This is a genomic window from Actinomadura citrea (assembly GCF_013409045.1).
GTDB lineage: Bacteria > Actinomycetota > Actinomycetes > Streptosporangiales > Streptosporangiaceae > Spirillospora > Spirillospora citrea.
Window position 1 is genome coordinate 3,476,932 of record NZ_JACCBT010000001.1, and the last position, 16,965, is coordinate 3,493,896.

Genomic DNA, 16,965 nt, shown 5'->3' on the forward strand with positions numbered 1-16,965 from the left:
GGGCTCAGCCGTTCCGCAGGCCGGCGCCCGGCGGCAGCGACTCGGCCAGCGCGGCGTCGAGGGTCGGGTGGATGGTCAGGCGCTCGTCGACGTGCGTGATCTGCAGGACGCGCCGCACCGCGTCCTGCAGCGGGCCGGCCAGCACGGCGCTGCCCCCGCGTCCCTCGGCGGCCAGGTAGAACCGCATCAGCAGGCTGAGGCCCACCGAGTCGACGTACCGCAGGCCGCTCAGGTCGAGCACCAGGTGCTCGCCGTGCTCGCTGCGCAGTCGCCGCATGTGCTGCTCGGCCTGCTGCGCGGTGTCCAGTGCCAGATCCCCGGTGATCGTGATCACTGTCCAGCCGTCCCGCGCGTGGCCGGTCACCTCGGCCATGGCGTTGCCTCCACGTCGTTCCGCTTTCTGTGTGGGTCGGGGCCCGGCGCCGCCGGTGCGCCGCGGCCATCAGGCGTGGTCGGCCCCGGGCTGTGCGGCGTCGGGCGAGGTGAGGTGGACGGTGGCCAGCTCCGGGAGCCCGGAGAGGGTCAGCACCGGTTCCAGGAGCTGCGGAGCGACCAGTTCGAGATGGTCGGCATGGGCGAACAGGACGCTCAGCCCCGCGCTATCAAGGTACTCGACCGCGGTGAGGTCCAGGACGACTTTGCCCCCGTTCTCGTGCGCGGTGTCCAGCGCGGCGTCGAGGGACCCGCTGTTGCTCATGTCGATCTCGCCGGCGGCCGTCACGAGCGCTCCCCCGTCCGGGCGCCGGGCGGTCGTGAGGGTCAGGGGAGTGCTCATGCGCCAATCCTGGTGTGCATGTGGACGGTGGTGCCGTCCGGTCCGGGCGTGATCGTGAGCCTGCTCATCAGCGCGCGCATCAGCGCGGTGCCGCGTCCGCGGTTGAGGTCGGCGCCGCCTCCGGGAGGCTTCCAGCGGCCGGTGTCGGCGATGGTCAGGTGCACCTGGTCGACGAAGGCCTCGGCACGCAGCCGGACGGTGTGCACGCCGGCGGCGGGCCGGCCGTGCTCGACGGCGTTCGCGCAGGCCTCGCCGGCGGCGACCAGGACGCCCTGGGCGGTGCGGCGGGGGAGCTGGCACTGGGCGAGCCACCCGCGCAGCGCCTCCCGGAGCGGGGCGAGCTGCGAGGACTCGGCGGGGAAGCTCACGTCCAGCGGCGCGGGGTGCCGGTACAGCATCAGCGCGACGTCGTCGTCGTAGCCGTCCGGCGGGGCCAGGCTCGTCATGATGTGGGTGGCGAGCTCGTCCACCCCGCGCTCGCCGCCGTCCTGCACGGCGTGGCCGACCCGCTCGATGCCCTCGTTCAGGGAGTGGCGGCGGCGTTCGACGAGACCGTCGGTGTACAGCAGCACGGTGCCCCGGGCGGGGACGGTGGCCGCGGCGTCGGGCCGGGGCCGGGGGGAGCCGACGGCGATCGGGACGGACCTGCCGCCTTCGAGCAGCCGGGTGGTGCCGTCGGGCCCGGCGAGGATGGCGGGCGGGTGCCCGGCGCTGGAGTAGGTGAGGTCGCCGGTCGCCGGGTCGAGGACGCCGCAGAAGACGGTGGAGCACCGGGCTCCGGGAATGCCGGCGGCGAAGCGGTCGAGGGCCGTGAGGGTCCGCGCGGGGGCGGCGTCCTGGAGCAGGAGGGCCCGGCAGGCACTGCGCAGCTGGCCCATGACGGTGGCCGCCTCCAGCCCGCGGCCGACGCAGTCGCCCACGATGATGCCGATGCGGCCGTCGGGGAGGGCGAAGATGTCGTACCAGTCGCCGCCGACCTCCAGCGGCCGCGCCGCGGGCTCGTACCGGACGGCGAACCCGACGGGCAGCTCGGACGGGCCGAGGATGGAGCGCTGCAGGGCGAGGGCGGTCTCGCGCTGCTGGTCGATGAGGTTGGCGCGGGACAGCCCCTGGGCGAGACGCCCGGCGAGCAGGGACAACAGCAGCCGGTCCTGGTCGGTGAAGGGGCGCCGCTCGTTCAGGTCGATCCAGAGGACGAGGTTGCCGTGGGGATGTTCGAGCGTGATCGCGGCGGTGTGCTCGGCCACGGGCGTGAGGGTCGGGTGCTCGCGCAGCGCCGCCAGGTCCCTGCGGCGCTCCTCGGGCAGGTCCTGCCAGGTCAGCCCCGGCTCGGTCGAGGTCAGCCCGGGGGGCCCGCCGGCGAAGACGGCCGCCAGCACCCGCTCGGCGTGCCAGAGGTCCCGCAGTTCCTCCAGCGCGCCGGCCAGGGTGTCGGGCAGGTTGACGGCCTCGGTGAGGCGCATGCTGAGGGCCGCGAGGGCGCTCTCGCGCTGGATGGCGTAGTGGTCGGCGGTGATGTCCCGGAAGGTGCCGACGATGACCCGCCGCCCGGTCTCGGGGTCGTGGACGTGGTTGAAGGCGACGCTGACCCAGACCCGGTGGCCGTCGCGGTGTCTGACGGGGACGTCGAAGGTGCCGCGCTCCCGCCCGAGCATGCCGCCGAAGTCCTCGGCGACCTGCCGGTGCGCTTCGAGGTCGGTCTTCTCGTCCGGCCACCAGGGAGGCCGCGGGGGGTAGGGGAGCCCGGCGGCGTCATACCCGAGGATGTCGGTGAAGGCCGTGTTGAACTCGATGACGGCGCCGTCCTCGTCGCAGACGAAGAACGCCTCCTGCAGGGAGTCGACCAGCGCGGTGCGCCACCGGGCGTGGTGCCCGCGCAGCCGGGCCAGCTCCACGCTCGCCCGCACGCGGGCCAGGAGCTCGGCGGCGGCGAAGGGCTTGAGCAGGTAGTCGTCGGCGCCCGCCCGCAGGCCCTCGATCGAGGCCTCCTGCCCCGCGCGGGCCGACAGGAGCAGCACCGGCAGGGCGGCGGTGCGCGGGTCGCCGCGCAGCGCGGCGACGAGCTCCAGCCCGTCGACGTACGGCATCATCACGTCGCTGACCACCATGTCGACGGCGGTCTCGCGGACCGCCTCCAGAGCGGCCCGGCCGTCGGCGACGGCGTCGACCTCGTAGCCGGCGCCGCGCAGCAGCCGGCTGAGGTACTCGCGCATGTCGGCGTTGTCGTCGGCGACCAGTACCCGGGCCGCCACCTCGGGCGCGGAGACGGGGCCGGCGGGCGTCGGGTCGGTCGAGTTCGGGTCCCCGCCGCCGGGATGCTCGGCGGGAAGCCAGCGCAGCGCCTCCTGGACGTAGGGGTCGGCGGTGACCGACGCCGCCGTGGAGGAGCGCGGCGGAGCGACGGCGCCGGCGGGCAGGTGGTCGGCCCCGAACGGCAGCCGGATGGTGAAGCGGGTGCCCTCGCCCTCGTTGCTGGTGGCGGTGATGGTCCCGCCGTGCAGGCCGACGAGCTCCTTGACCAGGGCCAGGCCGATGCCGCTGCCCTCGTTGGAGCGGGCACGGGTGTTCTCGACCCGGTGGAAGCGCTCGAACAGCCGTGGCACCTCGTCCTCGGCGACCCCGACCCCGGTGTCGGCCACCGTCACCTGCGCCAGCCCGTCCTCGACGCCCACCCGGACGTGGATCGCCCCGTCGAAGGTGAACTTCAGCGCGTTGCTGAGCAGGTTCAGGACCACCTTCTCCCACATGTCGCGGTCGACGTACACCGGCTCGGGGAGCGGGTCGCACTCGACGTCGAACCCCAGGCCGGCCCTGTCCACGGCTGAGCGGAAGACGCTGGCCAGCTCGGCGGTGACCTCGGGCAGGTCGACCGGCTCGTAGCGCGCCTGCATCCGGCCGGCCTCGATGCGGGAGAAGTCCAGCAGGGAGTTGACGAGACGGCCGAGGCGCAGCCCGTTGCGGTGGATGACGTCCAGTTCCCGGCGCGCCTGCTCGTCGGTGTCGTCCAGGCGGGCGCGCAGCTCCTGCACCGGACCCATGATCAGGGTGAGCGGGGTGCGGAACTCGTGGCTGATGTTGGAGAAGAACGTCGTCTTGGCGCGGTCGAGCTCGGCGAGCTCCTCGGCGCGCCGCCGCTGGACCTGGTAGCTGCGGGCGCTGCCGATCCCCGCCGCGATGTGCCCGGCGGTCAGTTCCACGAAGCCGCGGTAGGCCTCGTCCAGCTGGCGGTACGGGTTGAGGGCGGCCACCAGGAACCCGTACGGCGCGCGGCCCTGCCGCGGCAGCGGCACCGCCAGCGCCTGGGCGGCCGGCTGGGTCCAGTCACCGGAGGGCAGGACCCCGAACTGAGGATCATCGAGCTGCATCAGCACCGATTCTCCCCGCGCGAGCGCCGCCGCGGGCCAGATTTCGTGCGGTTCGTCTGCTGCCAGCTCGGCGCGGGCGGCCCGATGGTCGCGGGAGACGCCCGTCGCCCCCGCGAGCCGCGCCGTGCCGCCGTCCTCGAACAGGTAGGTCAGCGTGAAGGGGAGGTCCTTCCGGTTGCGGTCGAGCTGCCGGTCGGCGAAGGCGAGCGTCTCCTCCTCCGTCCGGATCACGCTGGGGTCGGACCCCAGCTCCCGCAGTGTCGTCATCCGCCGCTCGCCGATGACCCGTTCGGTCTCCTCGTTGACCACGCACAGCATGCCGACCACGTCGCCGGTGTCGTCGCGCAGCGGGCTGTAGGAGAAGGTGTGGTAGGTCTCCTCGGGGTATCCCGATCGTTCGAGGAACAGCAGCAGCGCCTCGTCCCAGGTCGCCTCCCCCGTCCCGAGCACCGTGTCGATCCTCGGCCCGATGTCGTCCCAGATCTCGGTCCACACCTCGCGGGCCGGTCGGCCCAGCGCCCACGGGTACTTGCGGCCGAGGGTGTCGCGGCGGTAGGCGGCGTTGCAGAAGAACGTCAGCTCCGGCCCCCAGGCCATCCACATCGAGAACCTGGACGACAGCAGGATGTCGACCGCCGTCCGCAGGCTCTGCGGCCAGCCTTCCGGGGGGCCGAGCGGCGTCGCCGCCCAGTCGACCGCGGCGAGGTCCGGGCCGATCTCGCCGTCGGCGGAGAACAGGCCGACCCCCGCCCGCGGCTCTCGCCCGGCCTCCTCAGGACGCCCGGCGTCGTCCGAAAGCGCCACCACACCCCTCTTTCGCTCAGGTGATCACCGACCGAATCCGGCGGACGCCGCAAACGCCCTGCACCCGGATGGCCAAGCCTTTACCCCGGATATCGCGGAGGCAACAACCGTGTTCGCGGCGCCTGGAAGTCTGTCCGGCCGCGCGGCCCGTGGCGTGCCGCCTCCCCCTGGCACCACCGTCCAGCCAGACCATGACCAAAGTGATAAGTAGACCAAACAGGGTAAAGCCTTGCTTCTGGCGGGACTGCCGCCGCCCGGCCCCGACCAGAGGAGGTGACGGTGACGGTGCCTGCCCGCCACCTCGAACCCGTGTCCGCTCTCGCCGCCGAACGGGAGCGGCTCGCGGCCGTCCGCCGCTACCGGATACTCGACACCCCGCCCGACGGCACGTTCGACACCATCGCCTCCCTGGCCGCTCGCAGCTGCGACGCGCCGGTCGCCACGGTGGCCATCGTGGACAGCGACCGCATCTGGTTCAAGGCCGCCCACGGCCTGCACGGCGTGTCGCAGATCGACCGCGACCCCGGGCTGTGCGCCTCCGCCATCCAGCACGACACCGCCTATGTCGTCACGGACGCGCTCACCGACCCGAGGACGGCCGCCAACCCGCTCGTCCGCGGCGAGATGGGCGTGCGCTTCTACGCGGCCGCCCCCATCACCACCGCGGACGGCCACCGCCTCGGGACCGTCAACGTGCTGGACACCCGTCCCCGTGACGCGTCCGAGGCGCAGCTCGCCATCCTGGGCGACCTGGCGACCCTGGTCGCCCAGGAGCTGGAAAGACGGCTGTCGTCGATCTGCACCATCACGGCCGAGCGGGCCATGCGCACCAGAGCCGAGCGCCTGGTGCGCACCCTGCAGCGCACCCTTCTTCCGCCCGCCCTGCCGGGGGTCCCCGGCCTCGACGCCGCCGGCGCGTACCACCCGGTCTCCCAGGACGAGGTCGGCGGCGACTTCTACGACCTGTTCCCCCTGGACGGCGGCCGCTGGGCGTTCTTCCTCGGTGACGTGTGCGGCAAGGGCGCGGAGGCCGCCGCCCTGACGTCCCTCACCCGCTACACCCTGCGCGCCGCCGCCATCTACGAGCCCGACCCCTGCGCCGCGCTAGGCAACCTCGACGCCGTCCTCAAGGGGGAGTACCAGAGCGACCCCCGCTTCTGCACCGCGCTGTTCGGGGTCCTGGCCCCCGAACCCGACGGTTCCTTCGCCGTCACGCTGGCCGGGGGCGGCCATCCGCCCGCCCTGGTGGTCCGCGCGGACGGCACGGTCGAAGCCGTCGACACACCGGGCGGGCAGCTCGTCGGGATACTGCCCGAACCGCACTTCGCGCAGACCGACCTGCGCCTCGCCCCCGGCGACGCCCTCCTGCTGTACACCGACGGCCTCACCGAGGCCCGCACCCCAGACGGGGCGATGCTGGGCGACGAGGGCCTCATCGCCCATCTGACCAGCACGCCCTTCGAAGGAGCGGATAATCTGCTGGCGAACGTCCATAAACTGCTCACGGAACTGGGCGCGGGAGTCAGCGACGACACGGCACTGCTGGCTCTCTCCGTGCCCCGCCGCTTCGAACCGTCCGGACAGGAGCCTCTTCGGTGACCGACCACACCTTCACCGTCAACCTCCCGTCCGAGGAGGCCGAGGTCCCCGTCCTGCGCGTGGCGGGAGACCTCGACTACCACACGGCCCCCCGCCTGCGGGAGGCCCTGGAGACCCTGCCGCTGGCCTCGGGCGGCGGCGCCGTGCTCGACGTGACGGAGCTGAACTACTGCGACTCCACCGGCATCACGGTGCTCATCGCCGGCTACCGCCGGGCGCAGGCGGCCCAGAGCAGGATCGTGCTCGCCGGGCTGAACCCCGACCTCACCCGGGTCTTCGAGATCACCGGGCTCGACCAGGTCTTCGCCTTCCACCCCACCGCCGACGAGGCCGTCAAGTCCCTGCGCCGGGAATGAGGCCGGGCGGGGTCAGCCGCGCCGCGGGCTGACGAGGCCGGACTCGTAGGCGAACACGACGAGCTGGGCGCGGTCCCTGACGTGCAGTTTGGCCAGCACCCTGCTGACGTGCGTCTTCGCGGTGGCCGGGCTGATCACCATGTGGGCGGCGATCTCGTCGTTCGACAGGCCCCTCGCCACCAGCACGGTGACCTCGCGCTCCCTCTTGGTGAGCATGTCGAGCCCCTCGGGTGCGGGCTCGGGGCGGCGCGCGACGTACTCCCCGATCAGGCGGCGGGTGATCGCGGGAGACAGCAGCGCGTCGCCGCGGGCCGCGACCCGGACGCCCTGCACCAGGTCCTCGGGCTCGGTGTCCTTGACCATGAACCCGCAGGCGCCGGCGCGCAGCGCGTTGAAGACGTACTCGTCGAGGCCGTAGTTGGTGAGGATCACGACGTGGACGCCGCTCAGCCGGGGGTCGGCGGCGATCAACCGGGTCGCCTCGATGCCGTCCATCACCGGCATCTGGACGTCGACGAGGGCGACGTCGGGCCGGTGCTCGGCGGCGAGCGCGACGCCCCGCTCGCCGTTCGCGGCCTCGGCCACCACCTCGATGTCGTCCTCGATCTCCAGCAGGGCGCGGAAGCCGCCGCGGATGAGGGCCTGGTCGTCCACGAGCAGCACGCGGATCACGAGGGATCTCCCAGGGGAAGCTCGGCGCGCACGGTGAAGCCCCCCTCGGGACGGGGCTCGGCCCGCAGCCGCCCGCCGAGCGCCGCGACGCGCTCGCGCATGCCGAGCAGGCCCGTGCCGGGGACGGGCGGCGCGTCCGGATCGGCCTTGCCGTCGTCGTCGACCTGCACGACCAGTTCCCCGCCCGCGTAGTCGACGCGCACCGCCGCTGCCGCGCCGCCCGCGTGCCTGGCGACGTTCGTGAGCGCCTCCTGGACGATCCGGTACGCGGCCCGGTCCACTTCGGCGGGCAGGTCGCGCCGCGTGCCGGAGATCGTCACCGTCGCCGGCAGCCCGGTCGAGCGGGCCCGCTCCACCAGGTCGTCGAGCCGGTCGAGGCCGCTGGCGAGGGACTCGCCGTCGGGCTGGTCGGCGTCGCGAAGCACCTCCAGCGTGGCGCGCAGCTCGCGCATGGCGTCGCCGCTGGCCTCCTGGATCGCCAGCAGGGCGGGCGGCACGTCCTCGCCGCGCCGGCGCGCCAGGTGGACGGCCACCCCCGCCTGGACCTTGATGATCGAGATGCTGTGCGTGAGGGAGTCGTGCAGCTCCCTGGCGATGCGCAGCCGCTCCTCGCCGGCACGGCGCAGGGCCGCCTCCTCGCGGGTGCGCTCGGCCTCGGCGGCCCGCCGCTCGGCCTCTTCGAGGTAGGCCTGCCGGTGCCGGGTCACCGTCGCCGTCACGCCGGCCGCCACGAACCATCCGACCAGCAGCGAGAGGCTCTGGAGATCGCGCAGGGACCCGTCGGCGCTGGGCAGCCGCACCACCAGGCCGGCGCCCAGGAAGGCGGCGCCCACCAGCGCCGTGGCGAGCCGGTGGCCCGCCCTGAACGCGGCGAACACGGCCACGATGACCGGGAAGGCGGCGGCCGGGCCCGGCCGGACGTGCGCGGCGAGCGCGAGCATGCAGCCCGCGCTGACGACCAGTGCCACCAGGGGCGCCCGCCGCCAGGCGACGAGCGCGAGCGAGCCGGCCAGGGCGGCGGCGAGGTCGAACGCGCCCGCGTGCGGTGTGATGGCCACGACGACCGACAGGAAGAGGGCCATCGCCACGGCGAGCATGCCGTCCTGGGCGACCGGCCGCCATCGGTTCATGGAGCTCATCCGTGCAGATTAGGACCGTTTCCGGTGAGATTCCTCCGCAGAGCGGCGGAGAGACTTCTACATCCTGCGGTGCAGTGGCGCCGATCGTACGCCCCGGGCGTCAGGGCGAAAGGCCATCCCGCGTCCGATGTGCGCTGACCTCCTCGAACACCACGATGTCAGGCATGCACACGATCGAAGACAAGGGCGGAGTCCGCCCCGGGGTCACGCTCGCCGCGGTGGCCGTCGTGCAGTTCATGGTGTCGCTGGACCTGTCGGTGGTGAACGTCGGGCTCCCGCAGATCGCGGCCGGCCTCGGGTTCAGCGCGGTCGGCCTGACCTGGGTGATCCACGCGTACGCCCTCTCCTTCGGCGGGCTGCTCCTGCTGGGCGGCAAGGCCGCCGACCGGTACGGCCGCAAACCCGTCCTCCTGCTCGGGCTCGGCCTGTTCGGCCTGGCGTCCCTCGCCGGTGGGCTGGCCCAGGAACCCGGCCATCTCGTCGCCGCCCGCGCCGCCCAGGGCGTCGGCGCCGCGGCGCTGGCGCCGGCCGCGCTCGCGCTGCTGACCGCGACGTTCCCCTCGGGTCGGGAGCGGGTCCGGGCCTTCGGGATCTGGAGCGCGACGAACGCCGCCGGAGGCGCGCTCGGCGTCGTGATCGGCGGCGTGCTCACCGAGTACGCGGGCTGGCGCTGGGTGATGCTGGTGAACGTGCCGATGGCCGCCGGCGCGCTGGCGCTGGCCTGGCGCGGGGTCGCGGCCGGCCCGCCCCCGGACCGCAGCGGCCGTCCGGACGTCCTCGGCGCCGTCCTGGCCACCGCGGGCATGAGCCTGCTGGTGTTCGGGATCGTGCGCACGGACCGGCACGGGTGGACCTCGCCCGTCACGCTGACGACCCTGGCCGTCGCCGCCGCGCTGCTGGCCGCGTTCCTCCGACTGGAGCGGACCACCGCCCGCGACCCGCTGATCAGGCTGAGCCTGTTCTCCAACCGCTCGGTGGCCGGCGCCAACGCCTTCAACCTCCTGGTCGGAGCCGCGATGGCCTCGTCCTTCTACTTCATGTCCCTCTACCTGCAACGCGTCCTCGGGCACGGAGCCGCGCTGACCGGGACCATGTTCCTGCCGTTCGCGCTGGGAGTGCTCGCCGGCTCGGTCCTGGCCGTCAGACTCGGCTATCGGCTGGCCCCCAGGACCCTGCTGGTCGTCGGCGGGCTGCTCACGGCGACGGGGTTCGCCTGGTTCGGCATGATCAGCTCCGACGGCGCCTTCGCCACCGACGTGCTGGGGCCCTCGATCGTCGCCAGCGTGGGCTTCGGGCTCTGCCTGGCGCCCCTCGTGTCCATCGCCACCGCCGGCGTCGCGGCGCGCGAGACCGGCACCGCCTCGGCGCTGCTCAACAGCTCGCGCCAGATCGGCGCCTCCCTCGGCCTGGCCGCCCTCGGCACCGCCGCGCAGCACCGCACCGGCGGCGTCCCGACGCCCCGGGCCCTCAACGACGGTTACGCGCTCGCCCTCACCATCGGCGCCGTGCTCCTGACCGCCGCCGCTCTCGTCGCCCTCACCGTGCTGCGCCGGACCGCGGCGCCGTCGCAGGCGGAGCAGACCGAGCAGGCCGAGCAGACCGACGCCCGCGACCTGTTGACCGTCCGGGACTGACCGGTGGTGCCCTCGCCGCTCAGCCGATCGCCACAGAAAGGACGTCCCGGCATGACCGTCACTCCCATCGATCTGTTCTCCTGCTTTCTCCACCTCCACCCCGGCGGGGAGATCCAGGCCGAGCCGCGCGCGTTCGATCCCGAACGGGGCGGATGGCGGCTGACGGCCTTCCACGCGAAGACCGACGCCGACGTCCACGCCGACCACTGGGAGGTCCATCCCGAGGCCGAGGAGGTCGTGTCCTGCCTCATCGGGAAGATCCGCCTCTATCTCCGTCCGGACGAACCGGGGCAGCGGGAGGAAGAGATCAGGCTGACGGCCGGGACCGCCGCCATCGTCCCGCGCGGACGCTGGCACCGCATGGAGCTGGACACGCCGAGCAACATCCTGGCCGTCACCCTGCCCCATGGCAGCCGCCTGGAGAAGCGACCCGTCAACCGGCCTCGTGGCCCGGTTCCAGGTCGGGCAGGCCCTGGAAGGTGAGCGGGGGCGCCTCGGCTCCGATCGTCACGTCGATCGGGGCCAGGAGGAACCCGACATGGTCGCCGAGGTCGGCGCGCTCCACGATGCGGCCGACCAGGCGGCGGTCGGCGCCGGTGAGCAGGGGCACGCCCTCGGGGCCCGGCCGCCAGGAGCAGCGGGCGAACTTGTCGATCTCGTCACCGGTCCCTTCTCCGAAGAGGGCCGCCAGCTTCTGCTGCTCCTCACCGCGTCCGAGGACGTGCACGGCGAGGACCGTCGCCGCCTTCGCCGTGCGGTAGGTCCGGTTGCGCCGGGACAGGCACACCAGGAACCTGAACGGGTCGATGCTGGTCTGCGTGGTGAATCCGACCAGGCAGCCCGCCCGCGTCCCGGTGCCGGGATCGACGGTGGTCACGACGAACATCGGGTAGTCGAATCCGGCGACGAACCTATCGCTGTCCACCGCACCAACCCTACGGTGATGCGACCGCGACCCGATGAGGGCTCGATGCGACAGCGGAGCGAACGGGTTCCCGGCAACCGGACGCACTGGGAAGGAAGCATCACGATGGGCACGTACGTCGTCGTCGGGGCCGGCCTCGTCGGGGCCGCGACCGCCTGGCAGCTGGCCCGGCGCGGGCACGAGGTGACGGTGCTGGAGCGCCGCACGCCGGCCAACGCCGAGGGCAGCTCCCACGGATCCGCGCGGATCCTCCGGTACGGCTACGCCGACCCGTTCTACGTCCAGATGGTCGTCGACGCACGGCGCGAGTGGCGGGAGCTGGAGCGTCTGTCCGGCGAGCGGCTCGTCACCCGCACGGGTTCCCTGGACGCCGGGGCGGCGCGGGACCCGGCGGCGCTGGCCGCGGTGCTGGCGAGGGTCGGCGTCGAGCACGAGCTGCTCACCGCCGCCGAGGCGGCCGCGCGCTGGCCCCAGTTCCGCTTCGGCGACGGCGGAGGCGACGTGCTGTGGCACCCGGCCGCCGGTGTTGTCGATGCGGAGGCCGCGGTGGAGGCCATGCTGCGGCTGGCGCGGGCCGAGGGCGCCCGGGTCGAGACCGGCCGTCCGGTGGTGTCGGTCGAGCGGGTGGGCACCGGCCAACGGGTGGTGAGCTCGGACGGGCGGGCGGAGCAGGCCGAGAAGGTGGTCGTCGCCGCCGGCGGCTGGCTGCCCGACCTGCTCGGCGACCTCGCGTTGCCGGACTCGTTGCTGGCGGCCTTCCCGCCACTCCAGGTGATGCAGGAGAACGCCTACCACTTCCCCTACCGTGACGTTCCAGGGGAACCGTGGCCGACGTTCATCCACAAGGACTCGGACACGCTGGTCTACGGCCTGCCCGGTGGCCGCGACGCGGCCCTCCCGGACGGCCGGAGCGGACAGAAGGTGGCCGAGTTCAACGGCGGGCGGCCGATCCGGAGCGCTGCCGCGCAGACCGGTGCGATCGACCCGGCCAACCGTGAACGGATCGTCGCCTACGTCCGGCGGGCCCTGCCCGGCGTCGTCCCCGAGCCGTACGCGGAGACGACCTGCCTGTTCACCAACACCCCCACCGAGGACTTCGTGGTCGACGGCGCCGGCGGGATCACGGTCGCCTCCCCGTGCTCCGGGCACGGCGCCAAGTTCGCGCCGCTCCTCGGCCGGGTCATCGCCGAGGAGGCGTCGGGCGAGCGCCCGGCCCCGGACCGGTTCCGGGCGCGTGCCGGCCGCGCGGCGCCGCCTTCGCCCTGACCCGCGGCTCCCGGTACCCGCGGGCGGCGAAGATCGCCTAGTCTGCCGGGGTGACGGATACGCGTGAGGATCTCGCGCTGCCCCCCGCCCTCGCCGAGGTGGCCGCGGTCGGCTTCGAATGGGAGTGGGACGACGAGACCGACGAAGGGCGCGGCTGCGACTTCGAACCGTACGACCGCTTCGAGGACCCCGCCAGGACGGCGTGGTGGTTCCGGCTGTGGACCGGCAACCCGGACGCGGACGGCGGCCAGTTCCGCTTCTTCGGCTCGACCGGGGCCGGCGACTACGCCGGTTTCTGGCTGGTGCGGCCCGGCGTGCCGGTCGTCGGCCAGCCCGTGGTCTACCTCGGCTCCGAGGGCGACCGCGGCGTGATCGCGCGCGATCTCGGCGACCTGCTCTGGCTGTTCGCCGCCGGCCTCGGGCCCGCGGAGGCGTTCGAGGACCCCGACCCTCCCGAGGAGCCGAACGACGCCTTCCTCGCGATCGCCGAACGCCACGCCCCGGGACGCCGGGCGCCCGCCGAGATCTTGACCGCCGCGCGGACGGAGTTCCCGCACTTCTCGGACCTCATCGCCGCGATGTGCCGCTGAGCTCGCGCGCCGGCCGAGGCCAGGTGGAAGGGTCCGGCCGGGCCCACGGGCCCGCGGCGCCGGACGCGCCGGGACGTTGGGGCCGCGCCCCGGGACGTTAGGCCCTGCCGCCGCCGTCGCCCCCGTTCGACTCTGGTAACGAACCTGAGGACCGACGAGGGAGGCTCGCGATGCGAGCTCTGGTGTACCACGGGCCCGGCCGGAAGTCCTGGGAGGACGTGCCCAAGCCCGAGATCGTCGCGGACGGCGACGCCGTGGTGCGGGTGGACGCGGTGACCATCTGCGGCACGGACCTGCACATCCTCAAGGGAGACGTCCCGGCGGTGACCGACGGGCGGATCCTCGGGCACGAGGCGGCCGGCGCGCTCGAAGTCGTGTTGACCCGCTGAACCCGGTGCGGCCGTCCGCGACCGCCCCGGCGACCAGGAAAGGAAGGCCATGCCGACCCAGATCATCGTGGGCATCGACGGGTCCGCCCACGCCTGGCGGGCCCTCGACTGGGCCGCGGACTACGCCGTCCGGCACCACAGGCCCCTGGAACTGGTGCACGCCTCCCGCGCGCTGGTGGAGGACGGCACGCTCCCGAAGGACGCGCTGCGCCGGCTGGTCGCCGAGCGGGAGGATCTGCTCGGCGAAGCGCGGCAGTACATGCTGAAGGCGCACACCGACCTCGACGTCACGACGCGGCTGGTCCGGACGGACCCGGGCGGCGCGCTGGTCGAGAGCAGCGGGAACGCGGCCCTCGTGGCCGTGGGGTCGCGCGGCCTGGGCGGGTTCGAGGGCCTGCTGTTCGGGTCGGTCGGGCTGTACACCGCCGCGCACGCCCGCTGCCCGGTGCTGGTGGTGCCGCGGGAGGCGCCCCACCCCGCCGAGGCCCCGGCCCAGATCGTGGTCGGGATCGAGGACCGCCCCGGCGAGAGCGCGATGGCCGGTTGGGCCTTCGAGGAGGCCGCCTCGCGCGGCGCCGGGATCCTGGCGCTGCACGCCGCGGGCGGCGAGTTCGGGTCCCCCCGCCGCCGGGTGATGGAGGACCTGGAGTTGTCGGAGGCGCTGGCGGGCCTGCGCGAGCACCATCCGGACGTCCGGGTCGAGCAGTTCGTCTCGGACCGGGCGGCGGGCCGGGCCCTCGTCGAGGCGTCGCGGTCGGCCGCCCTCGTGGTGGTCGGAGCCGCTCGCCGGACGGGCCGGATCGGCATGGCGCTGGGCCGGGTCAATCACGCGGTCCTGCACCACGCGCACTGCCCCGTGGTGGTGGTGCCCATCGACCGGTGACCGGCGGGACGTCCGCCGGGGCAAGCGAGGAGGAGTGGACCATGTCCGATCCGATCATCGTCGGAGCCGACGGCTCCGTCCCTTCCGAAAGGGCCGTGGCCTGGGCGGCGGACGAGGCCGCCCGGTACGGGCGCGCCCTGAAGATCGTGCACGCGGTGGAGCGGTGGGGGTTCGACGTCCCGCTCAACACCGCCCCCGGCGAGGTGGTCTCGCTGTCACGAGAGGGCGGGGAGGTGCTGGCCTCCGCCGAGCGCGTCGCCCACGCCCGGCGGCCGGAGGTGCCGGTGAGCGTGGAACTGGCGTCCGCGCGCACCGTCCGGGCACTGGCCGAGCACTCCGAGGAGGCGTTCGAGCTGGTGGTGGGCTGCCGTGGTCTCGGCGGATTCGCGGGGCTCGTCCTCGGCTCGGTGGGACTGGGCGCGGTCCGCCACTCCGCCTGCCCGGTCGTGGTGGTGCGCGGCGAACCGGACGCCGAACGCCGCGAGGTCGCCCTGGGCATCGGTCTCGGCGACGACTCCGCCGCCCTGGAGTACGCCTTCCGGGCCGCCGCGGCACGGGAGGCCAGGCTCCGCGTCGTGCACGCGTGGCCGTTCGGGGCGCGCCGGGACGAGCCCGGAGAGGACCTCGACGCCCGTGGCGTCGAGGAGCGGGCCCGGTGGCGCGTCATCGAGGCGCACGCGCCGATGCGCAAGCGCTTCCCCGGCGTGGAGGTCGTGGAGGACATCGTCCAGGACAACCCCGCCGCCGCGCTCGTCGCCACGTCCCGCGAGGTCGACCTGGTGGTCGCCGGCTCGCACCCGCGCGAGGGGCTGACCGTGCCGCGCAGGCGCGCGGTGACGCACGGGCTCCTTCATCACGCGCACTGCCCGGTCGCCGTCGTCCCCGCCGCGGGCGCCCCCGCGCCGTGAGCGGGACATCGGACACGGACGGTTCATCGCGAAAGGCCCGGCGACCGCCGGGCCTTTCGCGATGGACGGCCGATGCCGGGCGGCGAGGGCCGTTCAGGCGGCGGTCTCGCGGTCGCCGGCCGGGACCGCCCTGACGCGCTGGCCGGTGATCCTTCGGCAGGAGACCAGGATGAACTCCGCGCCCGTTCCGGCCTTCCAGGGCCGGAGGGCCTCGCGGGCGCGGTCGCCGGGATCGCGGGCGACCCGTGCCCGTCCGATGACCGTGACCGACCACCCGGTGCGGCCGGTGGAGTCCAGGTCATCGGCCTGGAAGGCCACGATCGCGCCGCGGGTCGCGGTGACCAGCCTGGAGCCGCGCGGCACCGAGATGACCACGTCCTCGCCGTCGACGACGAAACCCACCGGCGCCACGGCGGGCAGCGCCTGTTCGGTGAAGACGATCCGGCCGACGGTGGCGGTGCTCATGAGGCGGAGGCACTCCGCTCGTGTGAGGTCCGCGGCCTCGCCCTCGCTCCTCATGGCTTCCTCCTTCATGTCTCCATCCTCCGCGCCGCCCGCGGTGGGAGGCAGGGGGCCAAAGTCACACGGCCGGACGCCGTCCGTCCCCTCCGAGCAGGGCCGTTCGAAAGGTCAGGCTCAGATGGCGTGGCATCGCCCCGGACGACCCGGCGCGGCGGGACCTTCGGCCCCTGCCTCGCGGGCTCCGACCGGCCGAGACTGAAGTCGGGACCTCTGCTCGAGGAAGGGGGTCGGACGGATGGCAGCGCTGACGAGGGCTCAGAGGTCGAACGTCTTGTTCGGCTATGACGGGACCGGGGAGAACGACCCCGCGCTGCGCTGGGCGGTCGAGGAGGCGCGCCTGCGGGGGCTCGACCTGCTGCTGTGCTACTGCTGGCACTGGCCGTACCCGAGCGGTCACGTGGACGCCGGTGTGCAGGCGATCTTCCAGAGGGCGGGGGAGAACCTCCTGCGCAAGGGGGCGCGCCGCGCACGCGACCTCGGTGCGCAGGGGAAGGTGCGCACGCTGCTGAGGCGGGAGCCCGCCTGCGACACGCTGGTGCACGAGTCCGACGACGCGGAGCTGATCGTGGTCGGCTCGCACGAGCGGCACCGGCTGCCCGTGGGCTCGACGGCGATGGAGCTCCCGGCGCGGACCCGCCGTCCCGTGGTCGCCGTCCGGGGCGGGGGTGGCCGGGGCCCCGTCGTGGCCGGCGTCGACGCGTCCGAGTGCGCGGACGCGACGGTCGGCTTCGCCATCGAGGAGGCCGCGCTGCGCGAGTGCGACCTGCGCGTGGTGCACGGGGCGTGGGAGCCGGGCGCCGTGCCCGAGAGCGACCTGCCCCTGTTCGCCGACAAGGCCGAGCTGTTCCAGGCGCGGGCCGCGATGCTGGAGCGGGTCGTCCATCCCTGGCAGCGGCGGTACCCGAAGGTCCATGTGGACGTCTCGCCGCTACTGGAGCGGCCCCGTGAGGCGCTGCTGGACGCCGCCGAACGCGCCGATCTGCTCGTGGTGGGCGATCGCGGCACCGGTGGCCTGGACCCGCTGCTGCTGGGGGCGACCAGCTCGGCCATGCTGCACCACGCGCCCTGCTCGGTCGCGATCGTCCCGGCGCCCCGGCACACCGCCCAGAGCGCCACCTGAGGGGGCGACCGCTCGCGG

The 16,965-nt window shown here is 74.0% G+C and carries 17 protein-coding genes; 10 read left to right on the forward strand and 7 right to left on the reverse strand.

Going from position 1 to position 16,965, the window contains the following annotated elements; translation table 11 throughout:
- Window positions 1–4: 4 nt before the first annotated feature.
- The 3 genes from BJ999_RS16365 to BJ999_RS16375 form a co-directional block, all read right to left on the reverse strand.
- Window positions 5–373: an STAS domain-containing protein gene (locus BJ999_RS16365; RefSeq protein ID WP_179834098.1), complete on the reverse strand. Its 369-nt coding sequence runs from the start codon at window positions 371–373 to the stop codon at window positions 5–7.
- Between the two features lie 69 nt (window positions 374–442).
- Entirely contained in the window at window positions 443–775 is a 333-nt protein-coding gene (locus BJ999_RS16370; protein WP_179834099.1) for an STAS domain-containing protein, read from the reverse strand.
- Window positions 772–4,944: a SpoIIE family protein phosphatase gene (locus BJ999_RS16375; RefSeq protein ID WP_229810460.1), complete on the reverse strand. Its 4,173-nt coding sequence runs from the start codon at window positions 4,942–4,944 to the stop codon at window positions 772–774. Before BJ999_RS16375 ends, BJ999_RS16370 begins: the two co-directional genes overlap by 4 nt.
- Window positions 4,945–5,223: 279 nt before the next feature.
- Between BJ999_RS16375 and BJ999_RS43555 the strand changes: the two genes are divergently transcribed.
- Together BJ999_RS43555 and BJ999_RS16385 are read left to right on the forward strand one after the other, a co-directional pair.
- The gene (locus BJ999_RS43555) at window positions 5,224–6,543 is read left to right on the forward strand and encodes a PP2C family protein-serine/threonine phosphatase (RefSeq protein ID WP_218935085.1); all 1,320 of its coding nucleotides are present in this window, start codon (window positions 5,224–5,226) and stop codon (window positions 6,541–6,543) included.
- Window positions 6,540–6,899 carry an STAS domain-containing protein gene (locus tag BJ999_RS16385; protein WP_179834100.1) on the forward strand — a complete coding sequence of 120 codons (360 nt, stop codon included), beginning with the start codon at window positions 6,540–6,542 and terminating at the stop codon, window positions 6,897–6,899. The genes BJ999_RS43555 and BJ999_RS16385 overlap by 4 nt, the downstream gene beginning before the upstream one ends.
- 12 nt (window positions 6,900–6,911) lie before the next feature.
- Here the strand turns inward: BJ999_RS16385 and BJ999_RS16390 are convergent, their stop codons facing one another.
- Complete coding sequence (locus tag BJ999_RS16390; protein WP_179834101.1) at window positions 6,912–7,571, reverse strand: response regulator; 660 nt, start codon at window positions 7,569–7,571, stop codon at window positions 6,912–6,914.
- Complete coding sequence (locus BJ999_RS16395; protein WP_179834102.1) at window positions 7,568–8,710, reverse strand: sensor histidine kinase; 1,143 nt, start codon at window positions 8,708–8,710, stop codon at window positions 7,568–7,570. The genes BJ999_RS16390 and BJ999_RS16395 overlap by 4 nt, the downstream gene beginning before the upstream one ends.
- A 164-nt stretch (window positions 8,711–8,874) precedes the next feature.
- Here BJ999_RS16395 and BJ999_RS16400 point away from each other — a divergent pair, with 164 nt between their 5' ends.
- Both BJ999_RS16400 and BJ999_RS16405 read left to right on the forward strand, forming a co-directional pair.
- Entirely contained in the window at window positions 8,875–10,344 is a 1,470-nt protein-coding gene (locus BJ999_RS16400) for an MFS transporter (protein ID WP_229810459.1), read from the forward strand.
- A gap of 51 nt (window positions 10,345–10,395) precedes the next feature.
- Window positions 10,396–10,827, forward strand: coding sequence for a cupin domain-containing protein (locus BJ999_RS16405; RefSeq protein WP_179834104.1), 432 nt, complete (start codon window positions 10,396–10,398; stop codon window positions 10,825–10,827).
- Here BJ999_RS16405 and BJ999_RS16410 read toward each other — a convergent pair.
- Window positions 10,778–11,269 (reverse strand): flavin reductase family protein, encoded by a 492-nt coding sequence (locus BJ999_RS16410; protein ID WP_218935086.1) that lies wholly within the window; start codon window positions 11,267–11,269, stop codon window positions 10,778–10,780. The genes BJ999_RS16405 and BJ999_RS16410 overlap by 50 nt on opposite strands.
- A gap of 105 nt (window positions 11,270–11,374) precedes the next feature.
- Between BJ999_RS16410 and BJ999_RS16415 the strand changes: the two genes are divergently transcribed.
- The 5 genes from BJ999_RS16415 to BJ999_RS16435 all read left to right on the forward strand — a co-directional run bounded on the left by BJ999_RS16415 (window position 11,375) and on the right by BJ999_RS16435 (window position 15,305).
- On the forward strand, window positions 11,375–12,535 hold the full coding sequence (locus BJ999_RS16415) for an FAD-dependent oxidoreductase (protein WP_179834105.1): 1,161 nt from the start codon (window positions 11,375–11,377) through the stop codon (window positions 12,533–12,535).
- Window positions 12,536–12,585: 50 nt separating this feature from the next.
- On the forward strand, window positions 12,586–13,125 hold the full coding sequence (locus BJ999_RS16420; RefSeq protein WP_229810458.1) for an SMI1/KNR4 family protein: 540 nt from the start codon (window positions 12,586–12,588) through the stop codon (window positions 13,123–13,125).
- A 170-nt stretch (window positions 13,126–13,295) separates the two neighbouring features.
- Window positions 13,296–13,514 (forward strand): alcohol dehydrogenase catalytic domain-containing protein, encoded by a 219-nt coding sequence (locus tag BJ999_RS16425; RefSeq protein WP_179834106.1) that lies wholly within the window; start codon window positions 13,296–13,298, stop codon window positions 13,512–13,514.
- A gap of 49 nt (window positions 13,515–13,563) precedes the next feature.
- On the forward strand, window positions 13,564–14,397 hold the full coding sequence (locus BJ999_RS16430) for a universal stress protein (protein WP_179834107.1): 834 nt from the start codon (window positions 13,564–13,566) through the stop codon (window positions 14,395–14,397).
- A gap of 41 nt (window positions 14,398–14,438) precedes the next feature.
- Window positions 14,439–15,305, forward strand: a complete 867-nt coding sequence (locus tag BJ999_RS16435) for a universal stress protein (RefSeq protein ID WP_179834108.1) — start codon at window positions 14,439–14,441, stop codon at window positions 15,303–15,305.
- A gap of 93 nt (window positions 15,306–15,398) precedes the next feature.
- On the opposite strand, the gene BJ999_RS16440 is transcribed toward BJ999_RS16435, so the two are convergent.
- Window positions 15,399–15,824 carry a pyridoxamine 5'-phosphate oxidase family protein gene (locus tag BJ999_RS16440; RefSeq protein WP_179834109.1) on the reverse strand — a complete coding sequence of 142 codons (426 nt, stop codon included), beginning with the start codon at window positions 15,822–15,824 and terminating at the stop codon, window positions 15,399–15,401.
- A gap of 238 nt (window positions 15,825–16,062) precedes the next feature.
- On the opposite strand from BJ999_RS16440, the gene BJ999_RS16445 reads away from it, so the two are divergent.
- Entirely contained in the window at window positions 16,063–16,947 is an 885-nt protein-coding gene (locus BJ999_RS16445) for a universal stress protein (protein ID WP_179834110.1), read from the forward strand.
- Window positions 16,948–16,965: the final 18 nt, after the last annotated feature.

Excerpts from the sequence above, each read along its gene's own strand:
- BJ999_RS16365 (WP_179834098.1), bottom strand. The coding sequence starts at position 373 with ATGGCCGAGGTGACCGGCCACGCGCGGGACGGCTGGACAGTGATCACG.
- BJ999_RS16370 (WP_179834099.1), bottom strand. The coding sequence starts at position 775 with ATGAGCACTCCCCTGACCCTCACGACCGCCCGGCGCCCGGACGGGGGA.
- BJ999_RS16395 (WP_179834102.1), bottom strand. The coding sequence starts at position 8,710 with ATGAGCTCCATGAACCGATGGCGGCCGGTCGCCCAGGACGGCATGCTC.
- BJ999_RS16400 (WP_229810459.1), top strand. The coding sequence starts at position 8,875 with ATGCACACGATCGAAGACAAGGGCGGAGTCCGCCCCGGGGTCACGCTC.
- BJ999_RS16405 (WP_179834104.1), top strand. The coding sequence starts at position 10,396 with ATGACCGTCACTCCCATCGATCTGTTCTCCTGCTTTCTCCACCTCCAC.
- BJ999_RS16415 (WP_179834105.1), top strand. The coding sequence starts at position 11,375 with ATGGGCACGTACGTCGTCGTCGGGGCCGGCCTCGTCGGGGCCGCGACC.
- BJ999_RS16425 (WP_179834106.1), top strand. The coding sequence starts at position 13,296 with ATGCGAGCTCTGGTGTACCACGGGCCCGGCCGGAAGTCCTGGGAGGAC.
- BJ999_RS16430 (WP_179834107.1), top strand. The coding sequence starts at position 13,564 with ATGCCGACCCAGATCATCGTGGGCATCGACGGGTCCGCCCACGCCTGG.
- BJ999_RS16435 (WP_179834108.1), top strand. The coding sequence starts at position 14,439 with ATGTCCGATCCGATCATCGTCGGAGCCGACGGCTCCGTCCCTTCCGAA.
- BJ999_RS16440 (WP_179834109.1), bottom strand. The coding sequence starts at position 15,824 with ATGAGGAGCGAGGGCGAGGCCGCGGACCTCACACGAGCGGAGTGCCTC.
- BJ999_RS16445 (WP_179834110.1), top strand. The coding sequence starts at position 16,063 with ATGGCAGCGCTGACGAGGGCTCAGAGGTCGAACGTCTTGTTCGGCTAT.